The following is a 16,462-nucleotide window of genomic DNA, read 5'->3' on the forward strand; positions in this document are numbered from 1 at the left end:
TTTTCCTCCTAATCTCAGCTTCGTAAAGCGATGAATTTCTTTAATAGACTCATACTTATTTCCTGATCTATATATAAGTGTGCAGCTTCTTCCATAGTTATTTTTTCAAAAGTTACATAGTCTCCTGGTTTCAGCTGCGCTAGAAGAGGTAAATCTACTGAAACTACATTTCCAATTCTCGGATAACCACCTGTCGTTTGTCTATCCGCCATTAATATAATAGGCTGTCCACCATTCGGTACTTGAATTGTTCCGAATGTAACTGGGCTCGATAAAATTTCTATCTCTTCAACTCTATTTAAAACATCTCCGTCAAGCCTATATCCCATGCGATCCGCATAATTGGATACTTTATACTCTTTCGAAAAAAACGACTTTATACTTTCTTCTGTAAATTGATCATATTCAAAGTCTGTTATGACGCGAAGAATAGGCTGCTTCTTATATTTTGGTAAAGTATTGTTACAAATTGCCCACTTCGTTTTTATACGCTCTTCTTCTTGTAAATTCCGAATGAAACGACTCCCAACTTCTGCCCCTGTACCAATTTGAAAATAATCTCCTTTTTTCAGCATTCTCCCTTCAATACCGCCAAGAGCAGCACGTATGTAAGTACTTTTACTTCCCATCGTACGATCAATATTTATACCACCCGCAAAAGTCACATACGCCCTGCAACCGCTTTTCGCTTTTCCGAGACAAAGCATGCTTCCTTCTTCAGCTAATATGGGACGCCATAATGGAATGCGTTCTCCATTTAACAACGGTTCCATATCTGCTCCACCAATCGCGAGCAAAGTCGTTTTCTTGATTAACAATTTAGGTCCCATTATTGTAATTTCGAGTCCAGCCTCATTCTCCTCATTACCTACTAACATATTAATCATCCTGAGCGCATTTTTATCCATAGCCCCGCCAACAGGTACACCGTATTGTTGATAATGAGATCGTCCTAAATCTTGGACTGTTGTAAACATTCCTGCATGCAAAACCTCTACATCCATTCTTTAGCCCCCTCAAGCGATACGTACTCTTCCTTTGTTATTGGTATAAATCGTAAATACATACCACTTTGAATATATGTTGGTGTTTCTTCTTTTGGATTAAATAGAGAAATAGGTGTTCGACCGATAATATTCCAGCCTCCTGGTGTTTCAAGCGGATAAATACCTGTTTGATTTCCGCCAATACCTACTGAACCAGGAGCAATTTGTAACCGCGGCGTTTCTTTTCTAGGTGTTTCTAGTTCTTTCGGTAATCCGCCTAAATACGGGAACCCAGGTGTAAAACCTAACATATACACGAAATATGTTGTTTCACTATGTATTCGAATAACATCCTCTACTTGTAATCCTTGATAATATGCAACCTCTTCTAAATCAGGTCCATATTCTCCCCCGTAACACACCGGTATAGAAATATGTTTCACATCTCGGTTCACTTCTTCTTTATAAGAATCACACAGCTCCTGTATATACTGGCAAACGTGATCATATGGCCTTTCACTTCTCTCGTTTTGCTTCCATACTTCGTACAAATTGTAGTACACCGCTAATGAAGTAAACGATGGAACGCATTCAACCATTCCTGCAAACGGATGCCGCCTCAGCGCTTGAAATAATCGTTGTACTTTTTCGTATATATCCATCCCAATTTCTTCACCAAATGTAACAATAATTGCTTGATCCCCTAACGCAGAAAATTTCATCCCACTCCCTCTTTCTATACCCAAAAGCCGAGTTCTTTCGAAATGCGGTATGCTGTTTCTTTCACTTTCGCAGTAAAATATGAAATGTTACTTTCGCTATACTCAATTGCTAATCCCGAAATACTAATGCCAGCTACAACCGTTCCATCACTTGCAAAAATTGGTGCAGCTATAGCTGCTGTATGATTTTCTAATTCAGAGTAGCTAATTGTGTACCCTTCTTTTTTCGCCATATGTAATACTTCTAACAAATGCTCCTTATTCACGATTGTTCCATCCGCAAACTGCTTTAAATCTGTTTCCTCTACGTACTTTCTTTTCTCTTCCTCAGAAAAATACGATAGTAAAATTCTCGGACATGCACCCGCATACAGTGGAGCCCTTCTTCCAACCGCCGTATAAACACGTACCGGCTGAGCTCCTTCCATCTTCTCAACATAAATTGCGTCATTACCATCTTGAATAATCAAATTTACTGCTTGTCCTAAACTATCTCTAAGCTCTTTCATATAAGGTATTGCAATATTTCTTACGGATAACCTTTGTGAAACAAGTTGACCAAATCGTAAAAAAACGACTCCGAGACGATACTTTCCCTTTTCTGTTTTTTGTAAAAAGTCCATTTCTTCTAACGAGCCAATTAAACGATAAACAGATGTTTTCGGCATATTCGTAAGCTGAACCATCTCTGTTAAACTTAGCTCCTCATGCTCATAAAACAACTCTAAAATATCCATTGTCTTAACTGCCGTTTTATTTATACTCATCCTATCTCCTTCTCGTTCCGAATTTCGGAACTTAAATTCCGTTTTTCGAAACAAACCTATAATTTAAAATTATAAAATATTCTTTCAATTCTATCAATATATTTTTCACAAACAAAAAAGTATGGAAGAATATTTCTCCCATACTTTTGCTTTACTTTATAACGCTCTCACTTGTTTCAATGGCCAGAAAACAGCTTGTCCTTTTCCGACAATTTCATCTTCTGAAATAAACCCAAACATACGACCGTCTTTAGATACTTCACGATTATCTCCTAAAACAAACACTTGGCCTTCTGGCACTTTCGTTTTCCCTGTGATTTGTTCTAACGTAAAATCAGGAGTTAATACACGACCAGACGCCTTTTCTTTAAATTCTTTTAAATACGGTTCTTCCATCGCTTTTCCGTTTACATATAAAACATCATCTTTATACTCAACTGTATCACCTGGTAAACCAATTACTCGTTTTACTAAATCGTACCCTTCTTTTCCGTGGAAGACGATAACGTCAAAACGATCTAACCCGCTTATACTATAACCAATCTTATTAACGAGAACTCGCTCATTATTTTCTAAAGTTGGCATCATCGACTCACCTTGTACTAATGACGGCGTAAATAGCACCCCTCGAACGATAAAGGCAATCGTAAGTGTAATACCTATCGTTTTAATCCATGAGATCAATTCTTTCATCGTATTTGTCTTCATCGTTTCTCCTCTTTCTTAAATACTTACTTTATTATTTCAACTAACTCTTGTACTAACTTTAGGTCAATTTCAGAAAAACATGACTTACCTTCTCTAACCGCTGTACCTACATGCGCCTGCTTAATTCCAGTTTCATCTAGTAATTGTTTTACATTCTCTTTCGTTACTCCGCTTCCGACAACAAGCTGTATATTCCCTTCACTTTCCTTTTGCATCTCTCTGAGCGCCGGAATATTATCTACTACATTTCCTTGTCCACCTGAAGTTAACACGTGAGTAACTTTATTGAATTTCTTCAAAGCTTTCATCGCTTCTACTGGATTTTCTGTATCATCTATCGCACGGTGATACGTGACATTTATTCCATCTACAACAGATAATAAATCTGCTAATTTCTCTTCATCAACTTCATTTTGTTCATTTAACACACCTAATACAACACCAGCAGCTCCAAGATTTTGAGCAACTACAATATCTTCTTTCATCATTTCAATTTCTTCTTCCGTATATGTAAAAGACTTCGCATGCGGACGAATCATAACATGAACTGGTATTTGCACTGCTTCTACTGCTTTTTTTATAAAAGCATAACTCGGTGTTAAACCACCTTCTGTATACGATGAAATGAGTTCAATTCGATTTCCACCAGCATTTTCAATTCGCTTCACATCTTCTAAACAAGTTGCAATAACCTCTAGCATGAGATAACCTCTTTTCGTACTTTTTTCTTATTATACAGTAGGTGAAATAAGAAAAATAGCATTCCACTATAAAACTATAAAAAGAAGAATGAAAAGAAAGATTTTTTAATTGATAAATCGAGAATTCCCTCTTCTTGAACAATGACATAATACATGGAATTATATCAACGATTTTTTAAATATATCTATCACAACTCTAAATATGTCAACGATTCACCGACAACGAAAAGTCTGTTCCAGAACGGAACAGACTTTATATTTCTTTATTACGACCGAAACGCCGCATCCGCGAGCATAGACAGTGTTGCATCATCCATCGGCGGATTGTGTAATCCTGCTCTGACGTTTAAATAATAGTGGTGAAGCGGATTTTTTTCTGATAAACTTTTTGCTCCTACGATACGCATTGCTTTATCTACAATAGATATCGCCGCATTTGTTACTGCGTATTTCACTGCCGCTAGTTCTGCTTGCAATGATAGTTTATCTTCTGCTTCATCGTACTTTTTCGCAATTTGATATAAAAAGACGCGAGCTTGCATAAGCTCAAGTTCTAATTCTCCAACTAATCTTCTAACATTCGGTAATAAACTAATAGAATGATTTAAACTATTTGGCTTGTATGATTCCGCAAACTGAACCGCATAATTTCTTGCTGATTGTGCAATTCCTAAATAACATGCTGGTATATGTAGCAACCAGCCAATACCCTTAGCTTTAACCTTTGAACCCTTTATATCAGTGAAAAAGCGATCTGGTATCTCTACATTTTGTAAAACGAGATCGTGGCTTGCAGTTCCTCGCATAGCAATACTATCCCACGTCTCTTCAATTGATACGCCTAACGTATTCTTTGGAATGACAAACTCACCGATTTCTTCCCGGCCTTCAATACTTGCTGAAATAATGAAATAATCTAGCACTGGTGCCATAGTCGTAAAAGTTTTTCTTCCATTTATAATCCACTTATCACCTTTTTTGACAGCTAACGTCTCTGGTTTCCCGCCGCGCGTAGGACTACCTGTATTCCGCTCTGTCGCTGCTCGATTAAAGAGTGCGCCATTACGCACTTCTTCACAAAACCAAGTGAACATTTCCTCATTCCAAGAGCGATTTTCAGCTAATTCCTTTACAATGCCCAGGTGCCATCCAATTGATAATGCGGTAGCACCGCAACCTTCTGCTATTTTCTCTTGAAATAAAACGAAGTCATATAAAGAAATCGCATTGCCTCCCAATTCTTTTGGCAACGTTAATTTCGTATATCCGATATCTTTCAAATTATTAATATTTTCATACGGAAATGATCCTAATTCACTTAGTTGATGCTCCCTTTCCATGAACTTCGGAATCAATTTATTTATTTTCTCAATAACTAAAGATTGTTCTTCTGTTTCAACAAATGAGAGTGCCATACATAATCTCCTTTATGTTCGATTCATAAACCGTTCATTTTGTCATTATGATTATATGAAGTTACTTCTCTATTGTTTCACTATTCCGATAAAAATACAATGCTTTTGAACAATAAGAAAAGTTCCTATAAAAGGATAGGTTCTTTTCTTACATTAATCCCCTTTCAATGCCTTTAAAGGCAAAGAGGTTACATATCCAATATACGAGCATAATTCTTTAAAAAAGAATGGGATCTCTGTATCTAACGTTTTATACGCTGACGTTGGAGTTGGTGATGCATACGCTTCAATTTTAATGTGTTTTGCAATTTTCATTGCACGTTTCATATGAAGTGGATCACTCACGATCGTATATGTGTGTATTCCGTTCTCTATTCCAACTTGCTTTGCATTCTTTAAATTCTCTTCTGTGAAAAGAGATTTTGTTTCAATTAAAATATCCTCATCTTTTACACCATGTTTCAGTGCATACACTCTAGCAGTACGTGCTTCCTCAAGCTCTGCCTCAAACTTTGTACCACCTGTGAAAATAATCTTTTTAATATTACCGTTCTTATATAAAGAAATTGCATGATTAATTCTTTCTTTAAATACAGGAGATGGTTTTCCGTTCCATGAAGCTGCTCCCAGCACGATACCAGCATCTGTCTTCACATCATCATCTGTTTTAAAGCGATAACTCCAAATATCGTAAGCTGCATAACTTACATATAAAATAATAGAACAAATCATAAGCAAGAATACTTGCAAGATTCTTCTTTTCTTACTTTTCTTATTTTCTTTCATTTATAACTGCCTCCGTACATCATCCATACTTCTATATAAAAACGTATATATCAAATCATTTTGTTTGAATTTGTTTAAAAGAAGGAATTTTTCTTGTTATATATATGTATTAAAGGGTTTTCATTTAAAATTGAGGATTATCAATTCATTTTTCGTTTGCGGTTTTCATTACATTTGTGTAATTCATAAGTTTATTACCATACAACTACATTGTAACGAATTTTTTATCATAATGGAATGATGAAACAAAAGTAAATAAAAGAAGTAACCGTTTTGTAAGAAAAAAGGTATATTTTTCATCTTGACGATTAATACACCTTTCTTAATATGAATTATCGTTTTTCTTTATAAGACTCTAATTTTTCTAATAACCGTTCTTTTACAGCTGGCCATTCACTTGCAATAACACTGTATACAACTGCATCTCTAACATGTCCACTCGGCAATTTTCTTTCGTTTCTAAGTACACCCTCTTTTACTGCGCCGAGTCTTTCAATTGCTCTTTGTGCTTTTTCATTTCGGGCATCCGTCTTAATTTGTACTCTCCGCATATACAATTTTCCAAAATCATATTGTAATAGTAGGATTATCAAGACCTAAATCAAAAAAACACTTGAAATATCACGCTTCTAACATATTATATATGACTAATATGTTAGGAGCGTTTATTTTTGGTAATGAGTTTTGAAACTGAATTTGAATAGTATTTTTCTCTATCCGGATAGAAATAAGTAAAATACCATAAACGGTCGTTTTTGTTACGGTGGTTAACTTAGTGCAAATAGGGTCAACATATTTGCTCAATAATGAGTTAATCTTATGCTATGATACACCCTTGTTCATAGTTTCTCTCTTCTCTTTTTGTAAAACTAGCACTTGAGGTATAAAAACTCCAATCAAAATACCCAAAACCCCAAACCATTGTAAAAGCGATACTTTTTCATGTACAAGTGTTATAGAAGCAATGATAGCTACTGGTAGTTCGGCTGCCCCTAAAATTGTTCCAAGACCTGTACCGACTTTTGGTACACCCAGCGAGAAACAAATAACCGGTATAACTACCCCAAATAAACCTAGGAAAAAAGTATATTTCCATAAACCTGCTTGTAATGTACCATCTATTAAAAAATTAGGATGATATATGAAACAAACAAGGAGTGTAGCACCTGTTGTCATGAGAAAACTTTTAGAATAGGTTGGTACAGTTGTAGCTACACGTCCGCTTGCAAATATATATAAGGCAAAAACTATAGCTGCTAGTAATCCATAAATAATTCCTTTTACAGATAAATGTTGTCCTAAGCCTTCAAGCATACCACTAGCAAACAAAGTTCCTATAAACAGAACTAGAATCGATAATAGTTTTTCACGGCTTGGGAAAGTTTTACTAACAACAGCTTCAATAAGCACACCAATCCATGTGGATTGAAATAATAAGATAACAGCGATTGATGCTGGTAATTCTTTTACTGAATACCCATAAAAAATACTCGTTACGCTCATAGTTGTCCCAACAACTAACAATAGAAATATATTTTTTCTTGATACTTTATGACGGGAAAATAAGAGAACAAGTACTAGTAGTCCCAACCATCCAAATACATATTGTCCACCTAATAATTCATCAAAAGAAAATCCATTTAAAAATCCAACTTTTAGAATAGATGAAAGGACACCATAGCTACAGGCACCTAATAACACTAATAATGAAAACTTTAGTTTTTCCAAAAAATTCCTCCTCTGAAAATAAAAAACGCCCGTTGTCTATACATAGACAACGGGCGAATGAAACAGAGTTAAACTCTACAAAATTCCGCCGCTCACATACATGTGTGTGAGTTTGCGAATAAAATTCTAATTAAGATTCTATACATAAAACTTAAAATAGTCAACGACTAATATATATAAGAGTCGTCTTTTATGTTCATCAGAATAAATAGACGAGAATTACTAGGTACAAAAAAGTTATAACTGATCATAAATAACCCATTAGACGGTAAAAAAGACCAACCAATGGTAAAATCCCGATTTGAGCACAGTTATAACCAAATGGGTAAAAAAGCTTTAAGTATCTATTACCTCTCATAATCATCCACAATCACTTGAATCACACGATAAGATTCTTCGGCTACTTTCTCATTACTATCCCTATTCGCATCATATGTAATTAACGCCTTCCAAAGCGCCCATCCTCTCGCTCTATTCCACGTTTCTTCATCCATACGTAGTACTTTTTTAAATATCTTTCTACTATTCTTATCAAAAAATGTCCATGCCATCGCTGCATCACAAGCAGGATCTCCTACTCCTAAAATACCAAAATCAATTACGGCACAAAGCTTTCCATCTTTAACAAGTAAGTTACCCGGCGCTACATCTCCATGAACCCAAACTGGTTTGCGGTTCCATGTTGACCGAAGTGCTAAATCCCAAAGGTGCTTTAATAATGTCTCATCAAAAACATCCTTATTATTTACAATGGCCACTCTCGCTTCTTCATCGTATACAGATATAAGCCCGCCACGGTAAAAATTATGCGCTCCAGCTACTGGTCCGTTACTCGTATCAATTGATTGTAACTCTATTAAAAATGAGCCTAAGTCCGCCGCAAATTCATCTAAGTCACGAACATTTTCTTTCGTAACTGTTTCTCCCTCTATCCACTTATTAATAGACCAGGACCACGGATACTCTTCAGACGGATTTCCTTTTGCAATTGGTGCAGAAATTGGTAAAGAAAGTTCCTTACTTAATATAGGAAGCCAACTGTTTTCTTTCTCTACTTGCGGTGCATATGCTACATCACTTGGTAATCTGACACTCATCTAATCTCCTAAATGAAACGTTCTATTATCGTGTCCGCTAAGCTTTACAGGTTTCACTTCTAAATGTGCCCATTTAGGAAATTGCTCTTGTATTAACTTTTTAACTAAATCAGCAGTAATATGATTCATTTACTTCCCCCTTTATATACCTATCACACGGATAAACGAGTTCTTCCATCATTTTCATCTGTAACATATTCAACATAAAACCCTTGATCAATTGCGTTTTCATACATCAATTTAATTGCTTTTTGATCTTTCGCGTAAATTGTGACGTATGTACAATCCGCAACTAGTAAAACTAATTCACACTTACTCTCTTTAAATTCTTCATATGTTTCAATATCTACTACTTCTTCTCCTTTTGGATACGCTTTTAAATCTGCAAAAATAACATAATATATGTTGCCTTTAAATAATCTTTTCAAATCTGATCCTTCCACTATAGTTGGTTCTTCTGGAAATAATGCTTCATCCAATCCACCATGTGCTACTAAGTATGACTCCTCACTCCCCACCCACCAATCAAATGAAGAAATATCAATCGGCTTTAACACTTTCCAAAGTAGATTATCATATTCATTTGGAATATCTACTATAATTCCTCTTTTCATTTGTTTGCTCCTTTCTTGTGTATTGTCGTTTTTGTTTTATACATTATATAACAGAATTAACTACTACATCTTAAATATCTCTTCTATGTTACCTAGCTTATATCTCAACATGAAAAAATCGCTCCACTACTAGTGAAACGGTTTTTCCTCTACTATTTTTTAAGCATTTACTTCCGTTTTATGTTCCTTTCCTACACTACGCTTTAAAGCTGTTCCAAGTACGATAACCATACTTACTACACCAATCCAAACGAGCACAGTAAGTAGCGTATTCCAAGCTAATCCTTTTCCTAAGAAGAATATTTCTCTTAGACTTTCTATCATGAATCGCATCGGTAACCAAGAGTAAATCCAGTCTTGATAAAATGGCGACATCATTTCAGGCGCTAGCGCCAATAGCGGTGCACCAAAGAAAAGTAACAGTGCAAATATACCTATTCCCTTTAATCCCATTAATGAAAGAACAGCCGAAATCATTAAGAAGAAACTAAATGATGTAATGGATAAAAATAAAGCTGTATCCATGAAATTTGGGATATTTAATCCTACCATTCCGTCTGCGATCCACGTCAGTCCAAATCCAATTACAAGCGCCGCGATAGCTCCTGTTACTATTTGTTTTATTTTTAATATGAAATTTTCTTTTCGTGTACTAATCGGCATTTTACTTATCGCAATAAAGACGATTGCTGACCTTGAATCAAATCCTTCTCCGACAACACCGTTTGTACTTATCACTTCTATCCTTGAATTTTTAAACGAAAATAGTGATTTTATGAAAGCTGTACTAAGCCCAAAAGGAGATTTATCTTTCCAAACAAAATTGAAAGACTTCATGTGGAAAACACTATTTGAAGATACGAATGGCGCTCTCATTAATAAGGAAAATTTACTTGTTCCAAGTCAATACTTAGCTTCTTATATGGCATCTGCTCATATAGGTGTCATTCAGCAATGGTTAAATAATGGACAAAAAGAAACACCTGAGGAAATTGCTCGTATTTTATCAACAATCGCAGTTCATGGACCTTTTTATGCAGCCGGCTTAAAAAAATAAGCTTGCCTGCATAGAAACATGCTTTAATCAATCTGAACATCAACAAACTTCTAAATGAAATATATGGCTGAGTAGTTACTATTATTATTAATAACTTGAAATTTATGTTCCTATGAAAAAAGCTGTTGAAAGGAATCCTCTTCAACAGCTTCTCCATTATTAACGATATAAACGAACTGCACCTGCAGTATTATCATCTGCTTGTCCAACTACTTCAAATTTCAATCCAAGCTTCGGTAATTTACGTCCTGCATCTGGGATTAAATCGTTCATATACAATTTAGAATCATCAAACTTCGTTACACCTGGTAACCCTTTGTAATCATATGTTCCGCGTGTTGGAGATACAACTTTCCATGCTGGCGTTTGGTTAAAGGAGAACGCAGCATCTGCGATTTGGTATCGTGTACTATTTTTAACAGTTGGTTTGCCGTTTAGCGTTCCAACAATTGCCTCTGGGTGAGAGTCAACAACCCCTAAGAAACCTTCGCCTGGATGCATACCAACCCAATTATCTGTAAAGCTAGAGTCTGCATACCATACAACAAGACCTGTATTATACGGTACACCACCGCTATATTTTAACGCTTGATCAGCACCAGCGTAGTTTCTCCACTCTAAATAATAGTTATGTTTCTTCTTATCAAAACCGTTTGCTGTAACGAAACCATTTAATTTTAATTTCGCTTCGCCTTCTGCATCATCAGAGAACACAACATTTCCATCTACAGTTAATGTAGCGTTATCAAGAGTAAAACCGTTCGGTGCTAAACCACCATCTGTAATGTATTCGAATACTAGTTTTACTTTTTGACCTTTAAATTGGCTTAAGTCATATGACTTATCTACCCACTTACCATCCGTTGTGTCTAGACCATTTTTCACATTCTTTTCGCCAATTCGATCCACTAACGTTTTCTTATTATCTTCTGTCACTGCATGTACTTCAAGGAAGTCATAACCTGTTTCAATTTCATACAATGATTTGTAATCAAACTTCGCCAGTGTTGCATTTGTTAAATCAAACACTGGTGTTTCTATTGTTGTATGAATATCATCGCCTTTTGTACTATAGTAATATTTCTTACCGAATGCAGGCTGAATACCTTTTACATCTTTATCTGGTAAGTTAACGCGAATCAGACCAGGACGAGCTGACTTCGTTACACTTTGATCTAAGTACGTCGCAAGACCGATACCGCGATTTAATTTATCATAGTCAACCTCTACAATATTTGCCCAGTTTCCACCCATGTTCTTTTGAAAGAACTCTTTGTTTTGTGGAGAGAAACTTGGTGGCGTTGAACCTGCAATTTTACCAGCCCAGCTGCCGCCACTCATAACAGACCAAGAATTAATTGGCTCACCTGATCCTGAATACTTCGTATCATACTCATCTGGAAGACCTAGATCATGGCCAAATTCATGTGCGAATACACCAACTGCTCCGTCTTCTGGCTCAATTGTGTAATCGTATGCTGCCATTTTGCCGCCCCAGTTATCAACTTTTGCTTTTGTTCCTTCAATTGGATATGGTGTTCCAAGGTTCCAGCGATGTGACCAAATTGCATCATCACCTAGTCTACCGCCGCCTCCATCTTGCCCAACTCCAGCGTGAATAACCATTAAGTGATCGATAAGACCATCTGATTCGTTTTTATTGCCATCACCATTATTGTCATATTGATCGTATTGGTCAAATTCTGATAAATCAATACCACTTTCTACAGCTGCATTTAATGCCTCTTTTACAAAATCACGAGGTCCTTTTGGTCCTTTATTATCATGACCGCCATCTCCTGCATCTGCACCATAATCCGCTGCTGTACCTGGAACTGTCAACCACTTTGTTACTGTCCCATCGACTGTATAACTACCACCAGATTGCTCTTCATAATATTGTTTAAATGTTGGGACTTTTGAACCATCAAAGAGTGTAAACGGCTCATTACCAAATAACATTTTTTGATAATGTTCTGGATTAAAATCATTTGAATACATATAACCTGGTACTTGATCAATATTGTTATGCTTAAAGTCAGCAAACTCTACTAGCAATACAAGAACTTTATCTTTACGAACATCACCGTTATATTGTTTTTGCTTCGCTGAAGTAGTTGGTACTTTGCCGTTTAATCCCCCTTTAACCGGCTCTTGTCCAGCTACCGGGCCACTAGCAGGTTGATCAGCTTTTGCTTTCGTATCTGCTTTTGCATCTTTAACTTTTTTCAAAAAGTCAGAAGCTTCTCTCGTAACACTGTCCCCCGCTGCTGGTTCTTTTCCAGCATTTTCGCCTTTTTTCTTCTCTACGTATTTTTCAACAGCTTTTAATGTGTCTGCTTTCGACGTAGATTCACTAATTACACCGCGTTTCTTGAGCGCATCTGCTAAACGCTCCTCTGGAATTAAATTTTCATCAATTGGACTTAAAGCTCCTACATTAGACGGCGTTGCCGCATAAACAGATTGACTACCAAATCCAAATGTGCAACTAAGCACAGCTGTCGCCGCAAGCGTAGACAGCACTTTAAAAGGCTTTTTCTTCATCCCTATTCCTCCCCAATATTAAATACGTTACAATGTTTATATAATAAAGAATATTCTAATAATTTGCAATATACTGTCTTAATTTGTAATATTTTTGAAAATATTCTTTGTTTTGGATTGGTATACATTCTGATTCATCGATATTTATGGTTGCTTCTTGCATGTGAATTAGAATCGTGGCATGTATGTTTTCTTCTACGACAAGGACATCCAAAGAAATCCAATCCATATCCTCATTTTTATTTTGATCTTCAGTTTCAGGTGATAGCAGTTGGCTTAAAAAAATAAAAGATCATCCACTACATATAGTGAATGATCTTTTTAACTACAGTATTTCGATATACCCTTCCGTTCCATGTACCCGAATTCGTTGCCCGTCTTTTATTAGTTTTGTAGCATTCTCTACTCCGACGACTGCTGGTAATCCATATTCACGTGCAATAACTGCTCCATGTGTCATCAGTCCGCCAACTTCGGTGACTAACCCTTTTATAGATACAAACAATGGTGTCCAGCCAGGATCAGTAAATGCTGTAACTAATATATCTCCATCTTCTAAATTCGCATCTTCCATATTTAAAATAACGCGAGCTCTCCCCTCTATAACTCCTGAAGAAACAGGTAGACCTACAATTGCTTCGGCCGGAAGGTTTTCTCGTTTATACTTCCCTGTAATGATTTCTCCATCAGACGTAATAACACGTGGAGGTGTTAGTTTTTCATATAATTTGAACTCATTTTTTCGATTATTGATGACTTTGTAATCTAGTTTATTTGTACAAACAACTTCGTGAAGCTCTTCAAAAGTTAGATAGTATATATCTTCTATTTCATGAATAACACTATTTTGCACGAGTTGCTCGGCTTCTTTTAATATTGCCTGCTTATATATGAAATAGCGATTAATCATGCCGTACTTTGGATATTCACGATAACCGATAAAATTCCGGATGTTACTAATCATTCGCTTCGTCTCTTCTATTTTTTGTTTACCATCCGGCAAGTGCTGCAATCGCTCTAATAACTCTTCTTCTTTTTTCAAAGCTTCCTGCAGCCCCGCTTCAAATTTCCGTTTACTAGCACCAGTTTCAAAATCTCTTATGTTATTTAAAATCATCGGGATAATTGTAGTTGGCTTTTCACTCCAGCGCGTTTTTGTGATATCGATTTCTCCGCTACATCTCATTCCGTATTTATTCAGAAAAGCATAGATTGCATCTTGTGCTTTATCCCCGCCTTCAAACTTAACTAGCTCATCTAAAAAACTGTCATCTTCTATAGGCTGTAAATACGCAATGACTTCTGGATATGGCCGAATCACATCTGCAACATCGAGTAATGCTAGACCCATTTCCGACGTAATATTGTTTTGTACAGATTGTGAAAGTGTGTCTGCTACGTTTTTTTCACCTAGCCATTGCTCCATCTTTTCATTGATCCATGATGAAGCATTCATACCTGCCATAAGGACAGCCATACTTTGCGGGTGAAATAATATTTTCTTTAATTGCTGGATATCTTCTAAAATAAAATCAAGTACATCCAGCCCTGATTTCGTTTGAATGTTTTGTTTTAACTCTTCGATCGATGCTTGACTATTCTTTATTAAATCCATAACGATTGCCGGATCGCTTTCGATTTGTGGTTGTGAACTTGCAGGTGGCATACTTTTACCAAGACTCTTTTCTTTTTCATCATCCGGTAACAATTTGATAAAATTATCTCGCTCTATTACAGTCGTTAATGCATCTTTAATAAGCGGCTCCGAGTTCCCTATTGTATTTAATAAAAGTTCTCTACTAGCAGGCGAAGCCAATCTTTGTGCAACATCAACAAACAGCCTTCCTCCCGCTTGAAACCTCGGTCCAAAGGATGTTAACTGGAATAAAGACATTCCTAACGGCTTCAAAGGATCGGTCATCATTTGTTGGTGACCAACCGATACATACACATGATTTTCCTGATCATTTGCTTCTGGAATTGGATATAAAGTCGTTATCGGCCTGCTTTGAACAATATAAAATGTGTCATTAACTAAACACCATTCAATATCTTGTGGGCAGCCAAAATAAGCTTCGATCTGTCTTCCAATCTGTGCTAGTTGTAATATTTGTTGTTCCGTAAGCGTTTGAATCTTTTGCTGAGCGAGATTGATTTGTTTCGTCTCTGTTCCGCCCTCTTTTAAGGCATAGATAGCCAATTTTTTAGTTGCGATCATCTTCTCGGCGATTTCGCCTTCTTTTACTTTATAATTATCGGCAGAGACCAGTCCTGATACTAATGCCTCGCCAAGTCCAAAACTGGCATCGATCGATAACACCTTTCGGTTACAAGTAATCGGGTCAGCAGTAAATAAAATTCCCGAAGCCTGCGGGAAAACCATTCTTTGAACGACAACACATATAGAAACTTGGCTATGTTCAAAACCATTTTGCATGCGGTAAATGACTGCTCGATCTGTAAATAAAGAAGCCCAGCACTTTCTTACATGCTGCAAGATCGCTTCTTTTCCGATGATATTTAAATACGTATCTTGTTGACCAGCAAATGAGGCATATGGTAAATCTTCAGCAGTAGCGCTAGAACGCACTGCATAAGCATGTTCATTTCCAAAACGAGAGAGATAATGAGCCACCGCTTCCACTACATCAGAAGGGATTTCTACTTCCATAATGGTTTCTCTAATCTTCTTACTGATTTCAGCAATTTGAGCCCGGTCTTCAATTTTTAACATTGCTAATTGACTCAACAAAGCTTGAAACGCTTCATTTTGTTCGATGGCTTTTTCATACCCTATCGTTGTAACACAAAACCCTTCTGGCACTTGTATCCCTTGAATATTTGATAATTCCCCTAAATTCAATCCTTTTCCGCCAACGAGCGAAAGCTGCACCTTTTCTATTTCCTGAAAATCGAGAACGAAAGAACTCATTCGGCACCTCTCCTTACTGTTCATGTGCTATTGATTGTAGCAGTAGTAAATGAGAATAAACAGTCTATTTTGAACGTGATTTACATGATATAATTAAGTTAGGAAGAGATAATTATTTTTATTCCCCCTCTAATTCACTTCAATTACATCACCAAACTTAAACATTCTCTTATTACGAAAAACATCAGTACATATAATCGTCTTATTTAATGGATGAATATCAACTACTGTTATTTGAGACTCCCACGACTAAAGTCGCAAGCCCAAATCCTTACGGATTTACGGGTAGGATTCTTGAATGACTAAGCGTTCGCAGTCCATTTCTGTTTTGAACAGCCTTCAAGATAAGGGCATCTCATTGCCCCTCCTAAACCAGACCATATAGGTGCTTAGGCTGATTGA

Annotated in this window: 11 protein-coding genes and 4 pseudogenes; 1 reads left to right on the forward strand and 14 read right to left on the reverse strand. The window is 36.4% G+C overall.

All coding sequences use genetic code 11. The features are described 5' to 3' along the window. Window positions 1–14 precede the first annotated feature (14 nt). The 12 genes and pseudogenes from V7038_RS04555 to V7038_RS04610 all read right to left on the reverse strand — a co-directional run. A complete protein-coding gene (locus tag V7038_RS04555) occupies window positions 15–1,004 on the reverse strand; it encodes a biotin-dependent carboxyltransferase family protein (RefSeq protein WP_002110622.1) in 990 nt (329 codons plus the stop codon). Then, on the reverse strand, window positions 995–1,708 hold the full coding sequence (gene pxpB, locus V7038_RS04560; protein WP_002127997.1) for a 5-oxoprolinase subunit PxpB: 714 nt from the start codon (window positions 1,706–1,708) through the stop codon (window positions 995–997). Before pxpB ends, V7038_RS04555 begins: the two co-directional genes overlap by 10 nt. A gap of 14 nt (window positions 1,709–1,722) precedes the next feature. After that, the gene (locus V7038_RS04565) at window positions 1,723–2,475 is read right to left on the reverse strand and encodes an IclR family transcriptional regulator (protein ID WP_002165511.1); all 753 of its coding nucleotides are present in this window, start codon (window positions 2,473–2,475) and stop codon (window positions 1,723–1,725) included. A gap of 156 nt (window positions 2,476–2,631) precedes the next feature. Further along, entirely contained in the window at window positions 2,632–3,183 is a 552-nt protein-coding gene (gene lepB / locus V7038_RS04570) for a signal peptidase I (protein ID WP_335469320.1), read from the reverse strand. 23 nt (window positions 3,184–3,206) lie between these two features. After that, on the reverse strand, window positions 3,207–3,884 hold the full coding sequence (locus V7038_RS04575; RefSeq protein ID WP_335469322.1) for a copper homeostasis protein CutC: 678 nt from the start codon (window positions 3,882–3,884) through the stop codon (window positions 3,207–3,209). 266 nt (window positions 3,885–4,150) lie between these two features. Further along, entirely contained in the window at window positions 4,151–5,299 is a 1,149-nt protein-coding gene (locus V7038_RS04580) for an acyl-CoA dehydrogenase family protein (RefSeq protein ID WP_002110629.1), read from the reverse strand. A 153-nt stretch (window positions 5,300–5,452) separates the two neighbouring features. Continuing rightward, a complete protein-coding gene (locus V7038_RS04585; RefSeq protein WP_335469325.1) occupies window positions 5,453–6,085 on the reverse strand; it encodes a YdcF family protein in 633 nt (210 codons plus the stop codon). Between the two features lie 332 nt (window positions 6,086–6,417). Next, window positions 6,418–6,669 (reverse strand): annotated as a pseudogene (locus tag V7038_RS04590) (GNAT family N-acetyltransferase); the annotation flags it as partial. 238 nt (window positions 6,670–6,907) lie between these two features. Further along, the gene (locus V7038_RS04595; protein ID WP_335469327.1) at window positions 6,908–7,813 is read right to left on the reverse strand and encodes an EamA family transporter; all 906 of its coding nucleotides are present in this window, start codon (window positions 7,811–7,813) and stop codon (window positions 6,908–6,910) included. 347 nt (window positions 7,814–8,160) lie between these two features. Then, window positions 8,161–9,039: pseudogene (locus V7038_RS04600) on the reverse strand (aminoglycoside phosphotransferase family protein). Window positions 9,040–9,062: 23 nt separating this feature from the next. Further along, complete coding sequence (locus V7038_RS04605) at window positions 9,063–9,524, reverse strand: DUF2691 family protein (RefSeq protein WP_335469329.1); 462 nt, start codon at window positions 9,522–9,524, stop codon at window positions 9,063–9,065. Window positions 9,525–9,683: 159 nt separating this feature from the next. Continuing rightward, a pseudogene (locus V7038_RS04610) lies at window positions 9,684–10,217 on the reverse strand (phage infection protein); the annotation flags it as partial. On the opposite strand from V7038_RS04610, the pseudogene V7038_RS04615 reads away from it, so the two are divergent. Then, window positions 10,204–10,581 (forward strand): annotated as a pseudogene (locus V7038_RS04615) (TetR-like C-terminal domain-containing protein); the annotation flags it as partial. The pseudogenes V7038_RS04610 and V7038_RS04615 overlap by 14 nt on opposite strands. Before the next feature lie 159 nt (window positions 10,582–10,740). Here the strand turns inward: V7038_RS04615 and V7038_RS04620 are convergent. Both V7038_RS04620 and ppsA read right to left on the reverse strand, forming a co-directional pair. Beyond that, window positions 10,741–13,128, reverse strand: a complete 2,388-nt coding sequence (locus V7038_RS04620) for an immune inhibitor A domain-containing protein (protein WP_335469330.1) — start codon at window positions 13,126–13,128, stop codon at window positions 10,741–10,743. 325 nt (window positions 13,129–13,453) lie between these two features. Beyond that, entirely contained in the window at window positions 13,454–16,060 is a 2,607-nt protein-coding gene (gene ppsA / locus V7038_RS04625; RefSeq protein ID WP_335469332.1) for a phosphoenolpyruvate synthase, read from the reverse strand. Window positions 16,061–16,462: the final 402 nt, after the last annotated feature.

The organism is Bacillus sp. JJ783, assembly GCF_036963225.1.
GTDB lineage: Bacteria > Bacillota > Bacilli > Bacillales > Bacillaceae_G > Bacillus_A > Bacillus_A cereus_U.

Coding starts and splice junctions, on each gene's coding strand:
- V7038_RS04575 (WP_335469322.1), bottom strand. CDS start 3,884: ATGCTAGAGGTTATTGCAACTTGTTTAGAAGATGTGAAGCGAATTGAA.
- V7038_RS04585 (WP_335469325.1), bottom strand. CDS start 6,085: ATGAAAGAAAATAAGAAAAGTAAGAAAAGAAGAATCTTGCAAGTATTC.
- V7038_RS04555 (WP_002110622.1), bottom strand. CDS start 1,004: ATGGATGTAGAGGTTTTGCATGCAGGAATGTTTACAACAGTCCAAGAT.
- V7038_RS04580 (WP_002110629.1), bottom strand. CDS start 5,299: ATGGCACTCTCATTTGTTGAAACAGAAGAACAATCTTTAGTTATTGAG.
- V7038_RS04605 (WP_335469329.1), bottom strand. CDS start 9,524: ATGAAAAGAGGAATTATAGTAGATATTCCAAATGAATATGATAATCTA.
- pxpB (WP_002127997.1), bottom strand. CDS start 1,708: ATGAAATTTTCTGCGTTAGGGGATCAAGCAATTATTGTTACATTTGGT.
- V7038_RS04565 (WP_002165511.1), bottom strand. CDS start 2,475: ATGAGTATAAATAAAACGGCAGTTAAGACAATGGATATTTTAGAGTTG.
- V7038_RS04620 (WP_335469330.1), bottom strand. CDS start 13,128: ATGAAGAAAAAGCCTTTTAAAGTGCTGTCTACGCTTGCGGCGACAGCT.
- ppsA (WP_335469332.1), bottom strand. CDS start 16,060: ATGAGTTCTTTCGTTCTCGATTTTCAGGAAATAGAAAAGGTGCAGCTT.
- lepB (WP_335469320.1), bottom strand. CDS start 3,183: ATGAAGACAAATACGATGAAAGAATTGATCTCATGGATTAAAACGATA.